The following is a 20,295-nucleotide window of genomic DNA, read 5'->3' on the forward strand; positions in this document are numbered from 1 at the left end:
CACCGGGCAAAAAAAAGGGACCTTTCGGTCCCTTTTTCACATCTTATTGCTTATCGGGTAACGCGTACGCGATAACGTAATCCCCGCGATCCGGCGACTGTCGGGCGCCCCCGGCGTTGATGATGATGTACTGCTTACCGGTTTTCGGCGACACGTAGGTCATCGGGCCGGACTGGCTGCCGACCGGCAGACGGTCTTTCCAGATCTCTTTCCCGGTGGCGGTATCAAACGCGCGCAGGTAGAAATCCTGCGTGCCGGCGAAGAACAGCAGGCCGGACTGGGTAGAGAGTGATGCGCCCAGCGTCGGCATGCCGATTGGGATTGGCATGTGCATACGAATGCCCAGCGGCCCGGTATCTTCCACCGTGCCGACAGGCACCTGCCACACCAGCTTGCCGGTTTTCAGGTCAACGGCCGACATGGTGCCAAACGGCGGCTTCTGGCACGGAATGCCCAGCGGCGACAGGAAGCGTTCGCGCATCGCGCCGAACGGCGTGCCGTCCATCGGTACGATGCCCATCTCGATGCCGCTGGCGTTTTTCGCCACGTTAGCGCGCGGCACCATGTAGTTTGCCAGGCCCAGGCGCATATCGTTGACGAACATCAGGCTGTTGTTCGGGTCAACGGAGACGCTACCCCAGTTCATCCCGCCGAGTGAGCCAGGGAACTGCAGGGAACGGTCGAGACCCGGCGGGGTGAAGACGCCCTGATGACGCATCTCTTTAAACTGAATACGGCACAGCAGCAGGTCGACAGGCGTCGCCCCCCACATGTCGGATTCGGTCAGCGTCTGGTTGCCAATCATCGGCATGCCAACGGAATACGGCTGGGTCGGCGAGTAGCGTTCACCCTCAACGTTACCTGCCGGGACAGGACGTTCTTCTACCTTCGCCACCGGCTTGCCGGTTTCTCGGTTAAGCATGAAGATCATGCCCTGCTTGCTGGTCTGCACCAGCACGGGCGTGGTGCCGCCCTTACCGTCGGGCAGATCGTACAGCAGCGGCTGGGAAGGCAGGTCAAAGTCCCACAGGTCGTGGTGGGTCGTCTGGAAATGCCAGCGCACCTGACCGGTGGTTGCGTCGACGGCGACGATGGAGGAACTGTACTTATCGTCCAGCGCGGTACGTTCGCCCGCCCAGAAGTCCGGGGTGGCGTTGCCGGTTGGCAGGTAGATCAGGTTCAGCTTAGCGTCGTAAGACATTGCTGACCAGACGTTCGGCGTGCCGCGCGTGTAGGTCTGGCCTTCCGGCGGTAGGCCGGTCAGGTTCGGATTACCCGGATCCCACGCCCACGCCAGCTTACCGGTGTGCACGTCGTAGGCGCGCACCACGCCCGGCGGTTCGCCGGTGGAGAAGTTATCCGCGACGCGACCGCCGACGACAACGACATTCCCGGCGACCAGCGGCGTGGAGGTCTGCTGATAATAGCCGGGCTTAATTTCGCCCATGCCGACGCTCAGATCCACGGTGCCATGGTCGCCGAAGTCTTCGCAGACCTTGCCGTCATCCGCGTTGATGGCAATCAGGCGGGCGTCGGTGGTCGGCAGGAACAGGCGGCGAGGGCATGCCGCAGGCTGTGTCTCTGCCTGTGACGTTGTCACGCTGGAGTGGTCTTCAAAATAGCCCAGACCGCGGCAGCGCTGCCAGTTAGGCGCCGTGGCTTTGGAATCGTAGCGCCATTTTTCTTTGCCGGAATCCACGTCCAGCGCCAGCACTTTACTGTACGGGGTACAGACGTACAGCGTGTCGCCAATCTGCAATGGCGTGTTCTGATCTTCCGCGCCGGAGCCGTTGCTCTGCGGAATATCGCCGGTGTGCGCAACCCAGGCGACTTTCAGATCGCGGACGTTTTGCTTGTTAATCTGGTCCAGCGCGGCGAAACGGTCGCCGTGGGTGGTATTACCCCAGTGCGCCCAGTTCTTTTGCTGCTCGCCGGGGGCGACGGGTTTCACCGGAACGGGCTCGTTCGCTGCCACGAGGGTCTGCGGCTTAAACATCCAGCCCAGGCTGACCAGCATCGCCACCGCGAGCACGGCCGCGACGCCAAAAGCGGGCGCCTTGTTCGCAACGCTGTGGTTTGCCGCGCGCAGGAAAGGCCAGACGATGGCGCACAGGAAGGCCAGTACGGCAAAGGTAAACAGGCGAGAGAAGAGCGGCCAGAAATCCCAGCCCGCATCGCCTACCGCCCAGAACAGCGAGGCAATAAAGGCGATGGCGTAAAGTACGATCCCGCTGCTGCGATTGAGGAAAATCAGGATCGCGGCAATCACCATCACCACGCCCATTATCAGGAAGTATCCGCTTCCGCCTACGGTGACGAGCTTAAAGCCCAGCCCGCCGACTGCCAGACCGATGAGCAACATCAGTCCGGCAAGGAGCCACTGCAGGATACGCGGTATCCCACGTGGCGCGCTGCCAAATGCCATTTCTGTCTCCTTAAGATCCCCCCGTCGTGCTGGGTGTGTACCAGTTGGGTAATAAATGCGGAGGAAAGAATGATTAATACGGGTGAATTCGGGGTTGTAAAATTTTTTACGAACCATTTGGTGAATTCGTCGCTATGATAAAACTGTTAAATTGTTTTACGCAATTGTTAATGAATGATTTCGCATTAATTGATTAGCGCGCAAGACGGCCCCTCTCCCTTGAGGGAGAGGGCTGGGGTGAGGGGGAACATACGGCTGTGGTGGTCATTCCGTTCACTTTATGTTTCTTGCTACTCTGTAACGACATGGCCTGTGAACGTGCCAGGGCGGCTCAATCGCCACCGCCCTGGCAACCCGGGCTCCCGGCGGTAAATCGCCGCTTCGCGGATTGCTCGCCCCATCCTTGGGGCTCACCCTTTCAGGGCCAGCGCAGGCGCTGTCCAAAATTGCTCCCGGCAATTTTGTCCTCAGCTTATTCCTTCAGGCTATCGGGTCGGGCATGAGCCTGCATCCCTGCAGGCCACGCCCTCTCGGCGCATCCCTGCGCCTCGCCCCGGCCTTGCGGAAACGCTTCGGCGATTTACAGCCGGACCAGAGCGTCGCTGTAAGTTCTTCATTTTCCTGAGGCAATATTTATCGCTTCGGGTGGAAAAATGGCTGGTGAACCCTCGCCCCGTTGGGGAGAGGGTTAGGATGAGGAGGGCGAAAGTTGTCAGACCGGCATTGATTTACGAATAGCGCTCAGCAGCGTCTGCGCGCCCGTTGAAAGCGGCGTGTCTACGCGGGTCAAAATGCCGATAGGTTCACCGGGGCCGGGGGAGGTAATCGGCAGGGCGATCAGCGTTCCCTGACGTAAATCATCTTTCACCGCACCGGAGGGGACGAACCAGACGTAGTCATAATCCAGCGTAAGCTGCCGTGAAAGCGAGGCCGATAGCGTTTCGATACACCCTGAGGGCAGCGTACACCCCTGCATTTGCAGCAAGGTTTCGGCGGTCTGGCGGGGAACGGTCCCTTTTGGGCAGACCACTACCGGCCACTCCATCACGCGGCTTAACGTTACCGTGTCCTGCAGCAGGGGGTGATCGGGACGAACCACCAGCTTCAGAGACTCCAGGAACAGCAGTTCATAGTTGAGGCCGCCCATCAGCTCAGGGTCGGACATGCGGCCGATTCCGAGATCCAGTTCGCCGGATTTCAGCCCCGCGAGCAGCATGGTGTTATTCATGGTGGCGACCTGAATCGTGGTATGCCGCTGCTGCTTATGGAACTGGCCGATAACGGGCGGAAGAATGCCCAGCGCCGCGGTAGGCAGAGCGCCCACGCGCACCACCTCACTGGATTGCTCTTCTTTTCGGTGCAGGGACTGGCCAGCGGTATTGAGCGCATCCAGCACTTTAACGGCGTGCGTGAGGAACTGTTCGCCCACGATGGTAAGCTGCGCCCCCAGCCGGCCGCGGTCAAAAAGACGGGCACCGGTCAGCTGTTCCAGCTCGTTGAGGGTTTTTGAGAGCGCAGGCTGGCTCAGGTTGAGAGTTTCAGCCGCACGCCCCAGCGTTCCCTGTTGAGCGACGGCCACAAATGTATGCAAATGGCGCAAGCGTATGCGCTGACTGAACAGACCATTTTTTTCCATAGGCGATGTTAAAAACAGAGCGATGCGGGTGACAAGTTAAGTTGTTTAATTTTGATAACCTGATAGCAAAATATTTTTAACATTTGATCTGTTTGAGTTACAACATGTTTTTTGGCGGGGGAATAAAAGCGAACATCCTTGTTCGTTTATTGCTCACTGCGGAGGGGTATCGTCTACCGGTTTAGATCACGCCGTCGCCGCCATCGGAGCACCACACCTGGCCGGACGTAAATGAACATTCATCCGAGGCCAGCGTGACGTACAGCGGGGCAATCTCGACGGGCTGGCCCGGACGTCCCAGCGGGGTGTCGCCACCGAACTCCTTCACTTTTTCCATCGGCTGCCCGCCGCTGGACTGCAGAACCGTCCAGTAAGGGCCAGGAGCAACCGCGTTGACGCGAATGCCTTTCGGACCCAGCTGTTTGGCTAAGGATTTGGTGAATACCGCCAGACAGGCTTTCGTCTGGGCATAGTCCAGCAACACGGGGCTGGGCTTCACCGCCTGGACGGAGGAGGTATTAATGATAACGGACGACGCTTTCAGGTGGCGCAGCGCCGCCTTGGTGATCCAGAACGGAGCGTAAACGTTGGTTTTAAACGTTGCGTCAAAATCTTCCGTGGTCAGTTCCTCAAGCGATTCACGGAACTGCTGACGGCCGGCGTTGTTGACCAGAATGTCCAGCCCGCCCAGTTTCGACACGGCTTCTTCGACCAGATTCTGACAGAACGTTTCGTCCCGGACGTCTCCCGGCAGCGCGATGGCCTTGCGGCCTTCGGCTTCAATCAGGTCGATGACCTCAGCGGCGTCTTTTTCCTCTTCAGGCAGGTAGTTAATGGCAACGTCAGCGCCTTCACGCGCATAGGCGATAGCGACCGCGCGACCAATACCGGAGTCACCGCCGGTAATCAGCGCTTTTTTGCCGGCCAGGCGGCCATGTCCTTTGTAGCTTGTTTCCCCGTGGTCGGGTACAGGCTGCATTTCGGATGCCAGTCCCGGCGGCGTCTGAGGCTGTTCCGGGAACGGGGGCTGCGGGTAAGCGTTCGTACGTTGTTTAGTATCACTCATAGCTGACTCCTTAAGCCAAGGGGTGAGATTTGATGGATAACTGCAGCGTTAACGCTTCGCTGAATTATTTCTGCAAACGATCAACACGGACGACGGCAGGAGATGATTTTTTATCAAGCGAACCGTTGATACTGATCATCTGGTCGGGTTTTACCATTCTGCCGTCGAAGACTGCCTGGGGAATAATAACGTCGATTTTTCCGGTTTTATCCTGAAATACAAACTTATCGCCGCTACCGTCAATAAGATTACCGCGTAATGAAATTGTCGCACCATCGTGCAATTCTTTTGCCTGCCTGATGGTCATAATACGCGCGTCGTCGGTTCCGCGATATCCGCTATCAAGCGCGTGGGGAGGCGGTGGCGCTTCGCCTTTTTGTAAACCCCCGTTATTATCTGCCCATGCGGCCGGAGCCAGAAATAACAATAAAGCGGAAATAAGTGATAATTTCATCCGATATCCTTCATTTTGCGTGTCTTGACTTATTAAGTATTGTTGCTATTCCTTTATGTGGCAAATGTGATAAGTCCTAAAAACATTCGCGTTAGAAATCAAAATTATCGGATAATAAGCGAAACGGTGACGATGGCCATGAAGCGTGAAAATGAAAAGTTACCCGGGATAGATGAGAGTTATCGTTTGCTGACGTTTGAATACGCGTTTCGTCAGGTGGGTTTTATTGTTCTGCTAGGTATTATCGTCGCGGCGATTGCCGGTCTGTTTTCCAGCGGAATGGTCAGCGACACGGTCAAAACGAATTCCGCTAAATCATTGACCATAGACTATGAACGCTTTGGACGACGGGAGACAGAGACGCGGATGGCGCTCGCGTTTCCGGTGCAGGACGAGGGGAAGTATGTCCTCAGCATGACCAGCGAGAGCAGCGATGCGTATGAGCCAGGCAGCGTCTGGCCGCAGCCGGACGCTATGTTCAGCCGCGGGAAGACTCTCTATTTTGTCTATAACAACCTGAAAAAAACAGACAGCTTCTCCGTGTTACTCTTCACGACACCTTCCAGAGCCGGTAAATGGAACACCGTCATCCGCGTCAACAGCGAGCCGGAAATTAACATCTGGCAATTTATTTACCCCTAGGAGGCTGATATGGATATGGTCTTTCGCGCGCTGGCTATTTATCTGTTTCTGGTGGTGGTATTTAAAGTGGCCGGGCGTCGCGCGCTGCTGCAGATGACCAGCTTCGATCTCATTCTGCTTCTGATAATTAGTGAAGCCACGCAGCAGGCGCTTCTCGGACAGGATTTTTCCGTTACCGGTGCGATGATTACCATTACCACGCTGGTGGTGGTCGATATTATATTCGGGTTGATGAAGAAATATTTCTCGCCGGTGGAGAATATTCTGGATGGCACTCCTGTTATTCTTGTTGAGAACGGCGTGCCGTTAGCCGATAAACTGAAAAAAGTTGACGTGTCCTGTGATGATATTCTGGTGTCAGCGCGTCAAAATAATGGCATTACGGAAATAAGCGACATTAAATATGCCATACTTGAGCGCAATGGGCATATTTCAATCATTCCTTTCGAGAAATAAGAGGCGGCAAGATGAGCAATCTTTTTCACGACAGCAATAATACCGTGGGTGAACTGACGAAAAAGCTGGCGAGCAAATTAACCGATCTCGGGCTTCGCTTAACCACCGCGGAATCCTGCACGGGCGGAAAGCTCTCGGTGGCGCTTTGCGCAGAGGAAAACACCGCCGAATTTTATGATGTTGGGCTGGTTGTGTTCAGCGATGAAGCCAAAGCGCGGATCCTCGGCGTGCGCCCTGAGACGCTTGAGCGGTTTACGGCCGTGAGCGAGCAGACGGTAACCGAGATGGCCGCCAGCATCCGCGACATCGCCCAGGCCGATATCAGCATCGCCATCAGCGGCTACGCGGGTCCGGAAGGGGGCGACGACGGCACGGCGGCGGGGACGGTCTGCTTCGCGTGGAACATACGCGGCGAGACGAAGACCCGCACCGTGCTTTTCTCCGGTGACTGTCAGGATGTGGTCGAAAAAGCGGTGCATTACTCGCTGGCTGAACTGGTGACAACCTTGTCGGACGGGAATAACGGATAAACTCAGGTGGAGGTTCTATGGCTGTCATAGTGATTACCGGCGGGACGGCGGGCGTGGGAAAAGCCACGGCGCTGCATTTTGCAAAGGCGGGTTACGACGTGGGGCTCATCGCCCGCGATGAAGCCAGCCTGCACTCTACCCAGGAGGAGCTACGGCGCTTTGGCGTTAATGCCCACGCCGTGCAGGCGGACGTCGCCGACAGCCAGGCGGTGGTGGATGCCGCTAACGAAATTGAGTATCGCCTCGGCGCGATTGATGTCTGGGTGAACAACGCCATGGGGGCCATTCTGGCGCCGTTTCGTACCCTCACGCCGGACGAGTTCCGCCGCGTGACTGAGGTGACGTACCTCGGCTACGTGAACGGCACTCGCGCCGCGCTCGAACTTATGGTTCCGCGCGACAGGGGGGTGATTATCCAGGTGGGCTCCGCGCTGGCCTACCGTTCCATTCCGCTGCAGTCAGCCTACTGCGGGGCAAAAGCGGCGATCCGTGGGTTCACCGATGCGGTGCGTACCGAGCTGATACATGAGAACAGCCGGGTTCAGCTTTCGATGGTCCAGATGCCGGGGCTCAATACCCCGCAGTTCGAATGGGCGAGGAACAAGTTCGCCTGGGCGATGCGCCCGGTGCCGCCGGTCTTTGAGCCTGAGGTGGCCGCCAGCGCCATCTTCAGGGTGGCGCAAAAGCCGGTGCGCGAGCTGTGGGTTGGCAGCAGCACCATCCAGTCAATCGTCGGGCAATTTTTCTTCCCCGGTTTTCTTGACCGGCTGATGGTTAAAAAGGCGTGGGAAGGCCAGATGACCGACGATCTCAACGCGCCGGATCGCCGGGACTACCTCGACCAGCCGGTTAACGATCTGCATAAAATCCATGGCCGTTTTACTGACGAGGCGAAAACCCGCGCGCCGTCCGTCACCTCCGGCATGCCGGGGAAAGTGGCCCTTGGTGCCCTCGCGGTGGCGGGAATAGTGCTGACGCGTCTGATAACTCGCCGGAAACCGTAGTCAGCGCAGCGCGCTACGGTGCGTCCAGAACCAGCGATAGCCGTAGCCGCCAAGGCTGAGCTGAACGGTTTTACCGCAAATCAGCGCGTCATCGTAGCGCTTGTCCTCGAGACAGGCGGTCCAGGTGGCGTTGCGGATCCCTTTGGCGGTGAACTGCACCGGCTGGTCGCTGAAGTTGACGAAGGTCAGGATGCTGCGCTCGTCGGTCTCGTAATAAAGCCCCAGCACCGCGTCATCATCGATTGCGATCAGGCGAAAGGGCGCAACGGCAATTTCGGGGAACTCCGAGCGGGTAGTGGCAATATCGATGATCCGGTGCAGGAGCGAGTTGTGGTGAAGCAGCGAATCGGCGACGTTGACTTTCTGATAGCGGTAAGGGCCATGGTCGATAATCGGCGCGATAAACTTTTCCGGGTCAGCTGCAGAGAAACCACCTCCTTGCGATCCTGCCCACTGCATCGGGGTGCGGACGGCGTAGCGCTCCTCCAGATCCAGGTCGTCACCCATGCCTATCTCGTCGCCGTAGCGCATCACCGGGACACCCGGCAGGGAAAACAGCACCGCGTGGCAGAACGCCAGCCGCTTCCGATCGCCGTTGAGCATCGGCGCCAGGCGGCGGCGGATCCCGCGCTGATAGACGTTCATCTCCTCATCAGGGGCGAAGGTATCGAGGACAAACTGTTTGTCTTTCTGACTGATGCCTTCCAGATCCAGCTCGTCGTGATTGCGCAGCCAGTTGGCAAAACAGCAGGAGTCAGGCGGGACGATCATCTTCTTCACCGCATTGCGCAGCGGGCGGGCGCTTTTGCGGGCCAGGCTGACGTAGAAATACTTGTTGAGCCAGAAATTGAGCACCAGATTCAGACGGTCGTTATTGCCGAAGTAGTCTTTATAGGCCTCAACGTCTACGTCAACTTCGCCCAGCAGGATCGCGTCCGGATTGCGCTCTTCGATAAGACGCCGCATATGTTCGAGGATCCACAGACCCTTTTTTTCATCGCCGTTTCCCGCCTGCGTGGTGAGGTGGGATGCGGCGTCGAGGCGAAATCCCGACACGCCCAGCTTGAGCCAGAAGAGGATGATGTTTTCAATCTCTTTAAGCACCGCGGGCGAGGTAAGGTTCAGATCCGGCTCGTGGCGATAGAACATGTGCCGGTAGTATTGTCCCGCCTCGTCGTCCCAGGTCCAGATGCTCTTTTCCACGCCGGGAAACATGGGGGGCGTATCGTCCTCGTCGTTATCCGACCAGAGGTAGTAATCACGATAGGGTGACGCCGGGTTGCGGCGGGCCTGCTGGAACCAGGGATGCGCGTCCGACGTGTGCTGGATCAGCAGCTCGATAATGACTTGCATGCCCAGCTCGCGGGCCTGCTCGATAAAGGCGATGATATCGGCCAGCTTTCCGAAGCGGGGATCCACCTGGAGGTGGTCGCTGACGTCGTAGCCTTCATCGAGAAAGGGCGTGAGGTAAAACGGGGTGATCCAGATGACCGTCGCCCCCATGCGGCGTATATAGCGCAGCTTGGCCGCGATCCCGGCGATGTCCCCGCAGCCATCGCCGTTCAAATCATAAAATAGCGCGGTATCAATCTGATAAATAATGGCTCGTGTATGCCAGTCGGTCATAGCGTTCCTCAGTGATAGCCTTCAGTATCCGACACTTTGCCCCGGAAGACGTAGTAGCTCCAGGCGGTGTACACCAGGATCACCGGGATAATCAGCAACGTGCCTACCAGCATAAACAGCTGGCTGGCAGGCGGGGCCGCGGCTTCCCACAGGGTGATGCGCGGCGGAATAATGTTCGGCCAGAGGCTGATGCCGAGCCCGCTAAACCCGATGAAAATAAGCCCCAGCGTCAGCAGGAAGGGGCGAGCGTGGCTGGCCGGGTTGCGGGTCAGGCGCCAGATCAGCACGCTGAAAAGCGCAACCAGCAGAGGCACCGGCAGGAACCAGAAGAAGTTGGGCAGGGTAAACCAGCGGTCGGCCACGTACTGCCAGCCGAGCGGCGTCCAGATGCTCACCACGGCGATGACGACCATCAGCGCCAGCAGCACGTGGCGGGTCAGCTCGCGCATGCGGGCCTGCAGCGCGCCTTCGCTTTTCATAATGAGCCAGGTAGTGCCCAGCAGCGTGTAGGCCACAACCAGCCCGATACCGCAGAAGAGGTTAAAGGGGGTGAGCCAGTCAAGCGCGGAGCCGACGAAACGCCGCCCCTCAACGTCGAAGCCGTTAATCACGGCGCCCACCACCACGCCCTGGCTGAAGGTGGCGAGCAGAGAGCCGCCGGCAAAGGAGTAATCCCAGAATTTGCGGTGCGACGGCGTGGCTTTGAAGCGGAACTCAAAGGCGACGCCGCGGAAGATGAGGCCGATCAGCATCGCGGTGAGAGGAATGGTGAGCGCATCAATAATCACCGCATAGGCCAGCGGAAACGCGCCGAAAAGGCCCGCGCCGCCGAGCACCAGCCAGGTCTCGTTGCCGTCCCAGACCGGCGCCACGCTGTTGACCATCACATCGCGCTCCTTCGCATCGCCCACGAAGTTAAACAGCAGGCCGATGCCCAAATCAAAGCCATCCATGATGATGTACATCAGCGTGGCAAAGACGATGATGGCAAACCAGATAACTGAGATATCGACGCCCATCAGTTTCTCTCCTGTTCAGGAACAGACTCAGCGGCAGACAGCGGACGGGCGGGTGTGCCCGAGGTGTTTGACGTCAGCGTATCGACAGGCTGCGGTCCTTTCTTAATCAGCCGGATGAGGTAAACATAGCCCACCCCAAACACCGACGAGTAGACGACGAAGAACGCCAGCAGGCTGATGCTCATCTGCAGGGTGCTGTGCAGCGATACCGCGTCGATGGTGCGCAGATAGCCGTAGACCACCCACGGCTGACGGCCCACCTCGGTGGTGACCCAGCCGGCGAGCAGCGCCAGCAGCCCGGCAGGCCCCATGCAGAGGGCAAACCAGTGGAACGGGCGAGAGTGGTATAGCCGATGACGATAGCGCAGCCAGACGCTAATCAGCCCGAGGGTAATCATCAGCAGCCCCATCCCGACCATGACGCGGAACGACCAGAAGACGATGGTCGAATTAGGGCGATCTTCTTTCGGAAAATCCTTCAGCGCCGGGACCTGCTTATCCAGGCTGTGCGTCAGGATAAGGCTGCCGAGCGCGGGGATCTCCAGACCGTATTTGGTGCGCTCCTCGTCCATATCCGGCAGGCCAAACAGCAGCAGCGGGGTGGCCTCGCCCGGCGGATTTTCCCAGTGTCCCTCAATGGCGGCAATTTTGGCAGGCTGATGCTCAAGCGTGTTCAGGCCGTGCATATCGCCCACGACCGCCTGGATGGGGGCGACCAGCAGCGCCATCCACATCGCCATGGAAAACATGGTGCGGACGGCGGGGGTATCGTTACCGCGCAGCAGGTGCCATGCGCCCGACGCGCCAACAAACAGCGCGCTGCTCAGAAACGCGGCGATAGCCATATGAATAAGGCGATAAGGGAAAGAGGGATTAAAGACGATCGCCAGCCAGTCCTGCGGGATAACCTGTCCGTTCTCGATAGTGAAGCCCTGCGGCGTATGCATCCAGCTGTTGGACGCGAGGATCCAGAAGGTCGACATCAGCGTGCCGAGCGCCACCATGCAGGTTGAAAAGAAGTGCAGGCCCGGGCCGACCTTATTCCAGCCGAACATCATGACGCCAAGGAAACCGGCTTCAAGGAAGAAGGCGGTTAAGACTTCATAGGTCAGAAGAGGGCCGGTAATACTGCCCGCGAACTGTGAGAACCCGCTCCAGTTGGTGCCAAACTGGTACGCCATGACCAGGCCGGAAACGACACCCATCCCGAAGTTAACGGCAAATATCTTGAGCCAGAAATGGTACAACGATCGCCAGACGTCGTTTTTTGTACGCAGCCACATGCCCTCCAGCACCACCAGATAGCTGGCGAGGCCGATGGTGATCGCAGGAAAAAGGATATGAAACGAGACGGTAAAAGCGAACTGAATTCTGGCCAAATGGAACGCGTCGAGTTCGAACATGGTCCGTACCTCTGAAACGATGGGGCACGAGAATTGCCGGGCAGTTTATGGCGGCCCGGCAAAACCGATTACGGTTTAGTCTTACCGGCACCCAGCTCGGCACCGGTCAGCGGGTCAGAATGTGGATCGGACTTCGTGCGGGCAGACATCGCCTTGACCAGGGTTGCCTGTTCGGTCGTGAGCGTGACGCTTGCGCTGCCATCGCCGCCGTCAACCGCAGGCTGGGGGGACTCAACGTAATCGAAATGTTTATCGCTGTTCCAGCTTCCGCGAACCTCTCCACCTTCAGACATATTGTAGTACTTGTTGGTGAATTCCTCGATTGGCGGCAATTTTCCCGGTGGGAAATTATTACGGATGGACTGCAGCGCCTTCTCAAAGGAGAGCTGATGCGCCGCCTCGCGCGTCATCAGAAACGCCAGCGCATCCTTTACGCCGGGATCGTCGGTCACGTTGATCAGCCGTTCATAGATGATTTTCGCTCTGGCCTCTGCTGCCACGTTTGAGCGCAGGTCCGCCGTTGGCTCGCCGATGGTATCGACGTAGGCCGCCGTCCAGCGCACGCCCGCCGAGTTTGTGAGCGGGGTGCCGCCACCGTAGAGCAGGGAGGTGATGTGGCTGTCATTGCCGTTTTCGGTCATGGAGCGATACAGCTCAGCCTCGTTTTCTACCCCTTCCGCCAGCGCGCCTTTGGCACCTTTATTCAGCATGCCGACCAGAGTACCGATGATTTCGAGGTGGCTTAGCTCCTCGGTCGCGATATCCATCAGCATATCTTTACGGCCCGGATCGTCATCGCTCAATCCTTGCGTAAAGTACCGGCAGGCGGCAGCCAGTTCGCCCTGTGGCCCACCGAACTGTTCCAGTAAAAGATTGGCGAGGCCTGGATTCGGTTCGGCAACGCGAACCGTGTATTGCAGCTGTTTAACGTGTCGGAACATGTTTATTCTCCCTGATTATTTTTTTGCTTCGACGCCCGATGCGTCTGAACGCAGCAGGAACTGTTCCGTGGTCTGCGGAATATGGCGAATCAGCCAGTCGGCCATTTCGCGTTCTTCGGCCAGAATCGTCTCAATGGCAGGTACCGAGGCCGTGTCGCCGGCCTTCTTAGCCGCCGCGAGAAGGGAGGTATAACAGGCTATTTCAAACTGTTCGAAAACATAGCCGCTGATTGAACCCTTCACGATCTCATCAGATGGGAACATGCCGCCAATGGACTGCCCGAGCGCCGCCATTTTGCTCATCGAATCTTTTAAAACCGAACGAGAAATATCATTACGGTCGAGGATTTCTTCCAGCAATGTAATTTGCCGTTTTGTCTCATTAATATGCTGCTCAATTCTGGCGCGAACATCAGGATAATTATCGATACGGCTGGCCATGGATTCCAGCATAGATTCGGCTTGCTTTTCCATCGCATGGGCATCGCGTAGCCAGTCATGGTAGTGTTCTACGTGATTCATCATTGTATCCTCATTAGGGGTTCGCTTATTTGGTCTCACTTTCAGCAGCCTGATCGGCACGCGCGGCACTGTAGCCAGATAAATGGCCGACAATATTGGCGTAAATACTGATGATAATGACCCATAGCACGCTGTTCTTCCACCATATTACGGAAGGGATAGCGAGAATGAACCATATTATGGCTGCCGCTAAATGGCACCGTTTAATTGTCATGGGACTGATGCTCATTTTATTTAACCTGTATTATTGCGTCATTTCTGCGCTTTTTGGTTAATATTTCCTACGGCCAGGTCGGTGAGTTTAAGGTCGGTCTCTTTTTCTTCTTCCAGCGTTTCGGCAAGAAGCTTAACAGCTTTTTTATAGCCCAGTTGTTCTGCTAATGTGGCAAGGGTACCGTAGCTGGCAATTTCGTAATGCTCGACTTTTTGCGCGGCAGCAATAAGTGCGGCATCACGTACTTCATTTTTTTCCGTACTTTCGATGACTTCGTTGGCTTCTTCAATTAAGCCCTCCATCGCCACGCACTTCATGCGCTTAAGCTTGATACCGTCTTCCTGCTCGACGATCTGGTCGATACGTTCGATCTGACCCTGCGTCTCCTCAAGGTGTGCGGTAAAGGCGGCGCTCAGCTTCTCGCTGGAGGCGGCGCGGGCAAGCTTGCTTAACGCTCGGGTAAGCTGCTTTTCTGCGCTGTAGGTATCCGACAGAAGATGAATAAAGACATCCTCGACGCTTTTCATATTCATAATAATTACGCTCCGGTAAAATAAAGAAAGGGTACTGCGAGCTTTTCAGCCCGCAGCATGCTCTCTGGTTTTATTAAAAGAGTATTAAATAAGATCAGGAGTTATCAGATTTACGGCCTCCGCCGTGACTGTTCTGTCCTCCTTTCTTACCCGCTTCAGAAGCGCGTTGCGGATCGTTTTTAAAGTTCCCACCGCTATGCTGGCCACCTTTACGTCCAGCTTCTGATGCTTTTTCACGGTCTTCAGCGAAATTACCGGAACCACCACGATGCTCTGCCATATTAAACCTCATAGTCATATATTGGTTATGTCAGTACGATACGAAAATATTCCGTATCACTCGTCGTTCGAGTAATAACTCTAGTCGCTGTGCGTCATCCGTCAAATGCGTTTTGCTATTTGCGGTTGCGTTATTTTTAAATATTTGTAAATTTGCGCTTCGCTTAAAAAGGAAATATGGATAGACAGGAAGGACTTGTAAACAACCATTCAGATTAATCCTAACTTCGAGCTAAAAATTTGAAAGAAGAGGATAAAAATAATGGCGTACTCGAATTGGTTAATTTGCACTCAGAAGAGAGCCAAAAAATACTCCTTTATAGATAGAAAGCGGAACCCTAAATAATTATAAGGAAAATCCTGGATAAAAGCGTTCAGGCTGAAAGGGCGGTTCCGTTCGGCGCTGTTCAGGGGCCTGATAGCACACGGTTTGACCACTGTCGTCTTAAGATCACAATTCAGAAATTCTTCCCCCCGGAAGGAACGGGTTTCTCTACACTCCAGGTAATATTCACTGGAGGCATGACATCATGGCGAACACCATCACGGCTGATGACATTCGGGAACACTTTTCGCAGGCTATGTCGGCGATGTACCAGCAGGAAGTTCCGCAGTACGGCACCTTGCTTGAACTGGTTGCGGACGTAAACCTGGCGGTTCTGGAAAATAATCCACTATTACATGAACAACTGGCTAACGCCGATGAGCTTGCGCGCCTGAACGTGGAGCGTCACGGGGCGATCCGCGTCGGCACGGCACAGGAACTTTCAACCCTGCGCCGTATGTTTGCCATTATGGGTATGTACCCGGTCAGCTATTACGATCTCTCTCAGGCGGGGGTGCCCGTCCACTCAACGGCGTTTCGTCCGATAGAGGATGCGGCGCTGTGCCGGAATCCGTTTCGTATCTTTACCTCGCTGCTCCGTCTTGAGCTGATTGAAAACGTCGCGCTGCGCGAGCGGGCCGCGGAGATCCTGTCTCAGCGCAACATCTTCACCCCGCGCTGCCTGGAACTGATCGACCTCCACGAGTCGGAAGGGCAGTTTACTGACGCACAGGCCCATGAGTTTGTGCAGGAAGCGTTAGAAACCTTCCGCTGGCACCGCCATGCGACGGTCGATCAGGAAACCTATCTGGCGCTGCACAACGAGCACCGTCTGATTGCCGACGTGGTCTGCTTCCCGGGCTGCCATATTAACCACCTCACGCCGCGCACGCTGGACATTGACCGGGTGCAGGAACTGATGCCGAAGTACGGTATCGAGCCAAAAATTCTGATCGAAGGGCCGCCGCGTCGCGAGGTGCCCGTCTTATTGCGTCAAACCAGCTTCAAGGCGCTGGAAGAGCCGGTGCTGTTTGCCGGTGAACATAAAGGCACCCACACCGCGCGCTTCGGTGAGATTGAACAGCGCGGCGTGGCGCTGACCCCGAAAGGCCGTGAACTGTACGATAGCCTCCTCGCCCAGGCCGGTACCGGTAAAGATAACCTGACCCATCAGCTGCATCTGCGGGAGATCTTTAGCGCCTTCCCGGACAGCGAAATGCTCATGCGCCGTCAGGAGCTGGCCTATTTCCGCTACCGCCTGACGCCAGCCGGGGAAGCCCATCGGCATGCGTTTCGTCCCGGAGACGATCCGCAGCCGCTGATCGAGCGCGGATGGGTTGTTGCCCAGCCGATCACCTACGAAGATTTCCTCCCGGTCAGCGCCGCGGGGATTTTCCAGTCCAATCTCGGGAACGAAACCCAGGCCCGCAGCCACGGTAACGCCAGCCGCGATGCGTTTGAAGACGCGCTGGGATGCCCGGTGTATGACGAGTTTACGCTCTACCAGCAGGCTGAAACGCGCAGCAAACAGCGTTGCGGTTTGCTCTGAAATCGTTACTCTGCTGGGGTGTGATGGAAAAATTAAGGTCGTTATGCAAAATCCTTCCGCCCCTGTGGTTGAAACGCGCCAGGGCGCACTGTCTGGTTTAACCGATGAAAACGTCCACGTCTGGTGCGGTATTCCCTACGCCGCGCCGCCCGTGGGGGAGTGGCGCTGGCGCTCGCCCCGGCCGCCTGAGCGCTGGGATGGCCTGCGTGAGGCCACGGCATTCTCCGCCTCAAGCTGGCAAAGCAGCGAGTATTGTCAGGAGCTCGGCGGCGGCGATCCGGGCCAGTTTTCCGAAGATTGCCTCTACCTTAACGTCTGGTCTCCCGCAGAGCGGGCCAAGGCGCTGCCGGTTATGGTCTGGCTGCACGGAGGCGGGTTTACGATTGGTGCCGGCGGCCTGCCGCCGTATAACGGCAAAGCGCTGGCCGCGCGCGGCGTGGTTGTGGTCACGATTAACTACCGTCTCGGCCATCTTGGCTTTTTCGCCCATCCCGCGCTGGAAGGCGAGGAAGGGCGCGTGGTGCATAATTTTGCACTGCTGGATCAGATCGCCGCGCTCGAATGGGTGCGGGATAACATCGCCGGGTTTGGCGGCGATCCCGCCAATGTGACCCTGTTTGGCGAATCCGCTGGCGCGCGGAGCGTGCTCTCGCTGCTGGCCTCTCCGCTGGCAGCAGGATTGTTCCACAAGGCGATTGTGCAAAGCGGATACACCTTACCGGACACGCCGCGCGAGCAGGCGCTGCAAAAAGGGGAAGCGCTGGCCGCCCATTTCGGGCTGGAAAATGCGACTGCCGGGCAGCTGCGCGCCATTCCGCCCGAGGCGTTCTGGCCGCTCACCGCGCCGCTGAACGTCGCCCCGGCGCCTATCGCAGGAGACTGTGTTCTGCCGGAAGCCATGCTCGACGTCTTTTTCGCCGCCCGTCAGCATCCGGTGCCGGTGATGATTGGCTCCAACAGCGATGAAGCCAGCGTGATGGCGGTGTTTGGCATCGATCTCGCCGGACAAATTCAGAAGCTTCGCCGGGAGCGCCGCTTCGGGCTGGGGCTGATTAAGCTGCTCTACCCGGGCGTGAAGGGCGATGAAGAGCTGGGCAGGCAGGTGTGTCGCGACATGGCGTTTACCACGATGGGCTACGTGGTGATGCAGGCCCAGCAGCGCGTCGGTGGGTTGTGCTGGCGTTACTGGTTTGACTATGTCGCAGAGGCGGAACATGCCACGTACATCAACGGTGCCTGGCACGGCAACGAAGTTCCCTACGTCTTCGATACGCTCGGTCAGGTGGAGCCTTCACGACAGTACGTCAATGAGCGAGATCTGCAGTTTGCTGCCCATGTGGCGGATTACTGGGTGAGCTTTGCGCGTGACGCGGGCCGTCGCGACATCCTGCCCGGGCCGACGCACTGGCCCGCGTGCCGTAAAGGGCGGGACGTTCTGTTACGCATTGGCGTGAATAAACATGCAGCTTTCAGGCTTGAAAACCGCTTTATGCGCGCCCGCATGAGCCTCTTCAAACGGGTGATGAAGCACCACGTCAGCCTCGATTAAGCAAACAGGCGCGAAACGCCGCCAGTCCATTTTCCTCGCCTGGCGTTTCGCGCAGCACCAGCCGGTAGCTTGCGCCGGTTTTTATGCTTGTCTCATAGGGCCGTACCAGCCTTCCCGCGTGAATATCTTCTGCCACCAGCGTTTCGTCGGCGATGGCGACGCCGAGCCCCTGAATGGCGGCCGTAATGGCGAGATCCATCGTATCGAAGTGTTGATTTTTATGCATGGCAAAGCCCGGACCTTCCTGTTTCGTCAGCCACAGCGACCAGTCTGTCTTATCCCTTGTCGGGTGCAGAAACGTCAGCGAACCCAGCGCAGCACCCGCCCGCACCGGGCTTATCACCGGGGTGAGCGCCTCTTCGAACAGCAGATCGCCTGCGCTCATGTGCGTGCCGAACACAATGGCCGCGTCGTAAGACTCAGTTTTGAAATTGACGTTGTGATCGGTGGTGGTGGTCAGCGCGATCTGCAGATCCGGATGCTCGCGCTCCACCTCCAGCAGGCGTGGTACAAGCCAGCGCATGGCGCAGGTGGGGGCCTTCAGCCGGATCACGGTGTGCTGGCTGCGGGCCTGGTCGGCCACGGACAGCAGCTGCTCGAAAGCGGACTGTAGCTCTGGAAGCAGGGCGCTGCCCTGCGGTGAGAGGCGCAGCCCGCGCGCGTGGCGTTCAAAAAGCGGAAAGCCAAACCACGCCTCAAGGGAGGCAATCTTACGGCTCACGGCCCCCTGCGTCAGACACAGTTCCGCCGCGGCATGGGTAAGATTGAGGTGACGCGCGGTGACTAAAAATGCGTCGATGGCATTAAGGGGGAGCGAACGGCGTGACATAGAAAACACCTCAGCTATGCATTTTTCTCATGGCTATTATGACAACAATTCGATTGTCCCGACAGTACAGATGTTGTTTGAATAGTTATGCAATGTCCATGAGAAGGGAAAGAGGATGACTTTACGAACGCCTGTGCAAACGCGCTCCAAACTGCCGGATGTGGGAACCACCATTTTTACCGTTATCGGCCAGCTCTCGGCGCAGCATAACGCGATTAACCTTTCTCAGGGCGCACCGAATTTTTCCTGCGACCCGAAGCTGATTGCGGGCGTCACCCGCGCAATGGAGGCGGGGCATAACCAGTACGCGTCGATGACCGGTCTGCAGCCGCTCAGAGAACGTATTGCCGATAAAATTGCCACGCTCTACGGCACGCAGTACGACCCTGCCAGCGAGGTGCTGGTGACCGCCAGCGCCAGCGAAGGGCTCTATTCGGCGATTAGCGGGCTGGTGCATCCGGGCGATGAGGTGATCTACTTTGAGCCGTCCTTTGACAGCTACGCGCCGATTGTCCGTCTGCAGGGGGCAACCCCGATTGCCATCAAGCTCACCGTGCCGGATTTTACCGTCAACTGGGATGAGGTTCGCGCGGCGATCACCCCGCGCACGCGCATGATCATCATCAACACGCCGCACAACCCGAGCGGTCAGGTCTTCTCCGCCAGTGACCTGCAGCAGCTGGCGGCGCTGACGCGCAATACCGACATCATTATTTTGTCTGACGAAGTGTACGAACACGTCGTTTTTGACGGCGAGCCGCACCACGGGATGGCCACGCACCCGCAGCTGGCGGAGCGCAGCGTGATTATTTCCTCTTTCGGAAAAACCTATCACGTCACCGGGTGGCGCGTGGGTTACTGTGTTGCACCGGCGGTACTGATGGACGAGATTTGTAAAGTGCATCAATTTTTAATGTTTTCTGCCGATACGCCAATGCAGCACGCGTTTGCTGAGCACATGGTCGACCCGCAAACCTGGCTGTCGCTGTCGGCGTTTTACCAGCGCAAGCGCGATCTCCTGCACAGCCTGCTGGCCGATTCGCCGTTTACGCTGCTGCCGAGCGCCGGATCGTTCTTCATGCTGGCGGACTACAGCCAGTTCAGCGACGAGCGCGACAGCGAGCTGGTGAAACGGCTGATCGTTGAGTACGGCGTTGCCACCATTCCGCTGTCGGCGTTTTATGCGGACGGTACGGATAATAAATTGATTCGTCTATCTTTTGCGAAAGATGAGGCGACGTTACGGGCAGGTGCCCAGGCCCTGTGTCGGGTTAAACCACGCTGAGGAGTATG

Annotated in this window: 20 protein-coding genes; 7 read left to right on the forward strand and 13 right to left on the reverse strand. The window is 57.3% G+C overall.

Going from position 1 to position 20,295, the window contains the following annotated elements:
- Positions 1–43: 43 nt before the first annotated feature.
- From NWV12_RS10805 to NWV12_RS10820, 4 genes are all read right to left on the reverse strand, one after another.
- On the reverse strand, positions 44–2,425 hold the full coding sequence (locus tag NWV12_RS10805; RefSeq protein WP_048978809.1) for a glucose/quinate/shikimate family membrane-bound PQQ-dependent dehydrogenase: 2,382 nt from the start codon (positions 2,423–2,425) through the stop codon (positions 44–46).
- 712 nt (positions 2,426–3,137) lie between these two features.
- Complete coding sequence (locus NWV12_RS10810; RefSeq protein WP_033145495.1) at positions 3,138–4,061, reverse strand: LysR substrate-binding domain-containing protein; 924 nt, start codon at positions 4,059–4,061, stop codon at positions 3,138–3,140.
- Positions 4,062–4,242: 181 nt separating this feature from the next.
- Positions 4,243–5,127, reverse strand: coding sequence for an SDR family oxidoreductase (locus tag NWV12_RS10815; protein ID WP_023311668.1), 885 nt, complete (start codon positions 5,125–5,127; stop codon positions 4,243–4,245).
- Between the two features lie 64 nt (positions 5,128–5,191).
- Positions 5,192–5,581 carry a YdeI family stress tolerance OB fold protein gene (locus NWV12_RS10820; RefSeq protein WP_048981388.1) on the reverse strand — a complete coding sequence of 130 codons (390 nt, stop codon included), beginning with the start codon at positions 5,579–5,581 and terminating at the stop codon, positions 5,192–5,194.
- Positions 5,582–5,719: 138 nt separating this feature from the next.
- Here NWV12_RS10820 and NWV12_RS10825 point away from each other — a divergent pair, with 138 nt between their 5' ends.
- The 4 genes from NWV12_RS10825 to NWV12_RS10840 are packed head-to-tail and all read left to right on the forward strand — an operon-like array spanning position 5,720 to position 8,213.
- Positions 5,720–6,223, forward strand: coding sequence for a hypothetical protein (locus NWV12_RS10825; protein ID WP_047061163.1), 504 nt, complete (start codon positions 5,720–5,722; stop codon positions 6,221–6,223).
- A gap of 9 nt (positions 6,224–6,232) precedes the next feature.
- Positions 6,233–6,679 carry a DUF421 domain-containing protein gene (locus tag NWV12_RS10830; protein WP_023311671.1) on the forward strand — a complete coding sequence of 149 codons (447 nt, stop codon included), beginning with the start codon at positions 6,233–6,235 and terminating at the stop codon, positions 6,677–6,679.
- An 11-nt stretch (positions 6,680–6,690) separates the two neighbouring features.
- Complete coding sequence (locus NWV12_RS10835) at positions 6,691–7,209, forward strand: 2-oxo-tetronate isomerase (protein WP_032657136.1); 519 nt, start codon at positions 6,691–6,693, stop codon at positions 7,207–7,209.
- 17 nt (positions 7,210–7,226) lie between these two features.
- Entirely contained in the window at positions 7,227–8,213 is a 987-nt protein-coding gene (locus NWV12_RS10840) for an SDR family oxidoreductase (protein ID WP_048981387.1), read from the forward strand.
- Here the strand turns inward: NWV12_RS10840 and NWV12_RS10845 are convergent, their stop codons facing one another.
- From NWV12_RS10845 to NWV12_RS10880, 8 genes are all read right to left on the reverse strand, one after another.
- Positions 8,214–9,839: an alpha-amylase family protein gene (locus tag NWV12_RS10845; protein WP_101744551.1), complete on the reverse strand. Its 1,626-nt coding sequence runs from the start codon at positions 9,837–9,839 to the stop codon at positions 8,214–8,216.
- A gap of 8 nt (positions 9,840–9,847) precedes the next feature.
- The gene (gene cydB / locus NWV12_RS10850; protein WP_048981385.1) at positions 9,848–10,858 is read right to left on the reverse strand and encodes a cytochrome d ubiquinol oxidase subunit II; all 1,011 of its coding nucleotides are present in this window, start codon (positions 10,856–10,858) and stop codon (positions 9,848–9,850) included.
- Positions 10,858–12,261: a cytochrome ubiquinol oxidase subunit I gene (locus tag NWV12_RS10855; RefSeq protein ID WP_048981384.1), complete on the reverse strand. Its 1,404-nt coding sequence runs from the start codon at positions 12,259–12,261 to the stop codon at positions 10,858–10,860. The genes cydB and NWV12_RS10855 overlap by 1 nt, the downstream gene beginning before the upstream one ends.
- A 68-nt stretch (positions 12,262–12,329) precedes the next feature.
- Positions 12,330–13,202 (reverse strand): manganese catalase family protein, encoded by an 873-nt coding sequence (locus NWV12_RS10860; RefSeq protein WP_101744552.1) that lies wholly within the window; start codon positions 13,200–13,202, stop codon positions 12,330–12,332.
- A 15-nt stretch (positions 13,203–13,217) separates the two neighbouring features.
- A complete protein-coding gene (locus tag NWV12_RS10865) occupies positions 13,218–13,724 on the reverse strand; it encodes a ferritin-like domain-containing protein (protein ID WP_014831871.1) in 507 nt (168 codons plus the stop codon).
- A 25-nt stretch (positions 13,725–13,749) separates the two neighbouring features.
- Complete coding sequence (locus NWV12_RS10870) at positions 13,750–13,953, reverse strand: hypothetical protein (protein ID WP_048981382.1); 204 nt, start codon at positions 13,951–13,953, stop codon at positions 13,750–13,752.
- Between the two features lie 23 nt (positions 13,954–13,976).
- Entirely contained in the window at positions 13,977–14,471 is a 495-nt protein-coding gene (locus tag NWV12_RS10875) for a ferritin-like domain-containing protein (protein ID WP_008502272.1), read from the reverse strand.
- A gap of 94 nt (positions 14,472–14,565) precedes the next feature.
- The gene (locus NWV12_RS10880; RefSeq protein ID WP_004150795.1) at positions 14,566–14,751 is read right to left on the reverse strand and encodes a general stress protein; all 186 of its coding nucleotides are present in this window, start codon (positions 14,749–14,751) and stop codon (positions 14,566–14,568) included.
- Positions 14,752–15,280: 529 nt separating this feature from the next.
- Between NWV12_RS10880 and NWV12_RS10885 the strand changes: the two genes are divergently transcribed.
- Together NWV12_RS10885 and NWV12_RS10890 are read left to right on the forward strand one after the other, a co-directional pair.
- Positions 15,281–16,624, forward strand: a complete 1,344-nt coding sequence (locus NWV12_RS10885) for a VOC family protein (RefSeq protein ID WP_048981381.1) — start codon at positions 15,281–15,283, stop codon at positions 16,622–16,624.
- Between the two features lie 43 nt (positions 16,625–16,667).
- The gene (locus tag NWV12_RS10890; protein WP_048981380.1) at positions 16,668–18,173 is read left to right on the forward strand and encodes a carboxylesterase/lipase family protein; all 1,506 of its coding nucleotides are present in this window, start codon (positions 16,668–16,670) and stop codon (positions 18,171–18,173) included.
- Here the strand turns inward: NWV12_RS10890 and NWV12_RS10895 are convergent.
- Positions 18,160–19,002 carry a LysR family transcriptional regulator gene (locus NWV12_RS10895; RefSeq protein ID WP_039262517.1) on the reverse strand — a complete coding sequence of 281 codons (843 nt, stop codon included), beginning with the start codon at positions 19,000–19,002 and terminating at the stop codon, positions 18,160–18,162. The two genes, NWV12_RS10890 and NWV12_RS10895, sit on opposite strands and share 14 nt — an antisense overlap.
- A gap of 115 nt (positions 19,003–19,117) precedes the next feature.
- Between NWV12_RS10895 and NWV12_RS10900 the strand changes: the two genes are divergently transcribed.
- A complete protein-coding gene (locus NWV12_RS10900; RefSeq protein WP_039262516.1) occupies positions 19,118–20,287 on the forward strand; it encodes a pyridoxal phosphate-dependent aminotransferase in 1,170 nt (389 codons plus the stop codon).
- The last annotated feature ends 8 nt before the right edge of the window (positions 20,288–20,295 follow it).

It is taken from the genome of Enterobacter sp. Crenshaw, assembly GCF_024734705.1.
In the GTDB taxonomy this organism is placed as follows: Bacteria; Pseudomonadota; Gammaproteobacteria; order Enterobacterales; family Enterobacteriaceae; genus Enterobacter; species Enterobacter asburiae_B.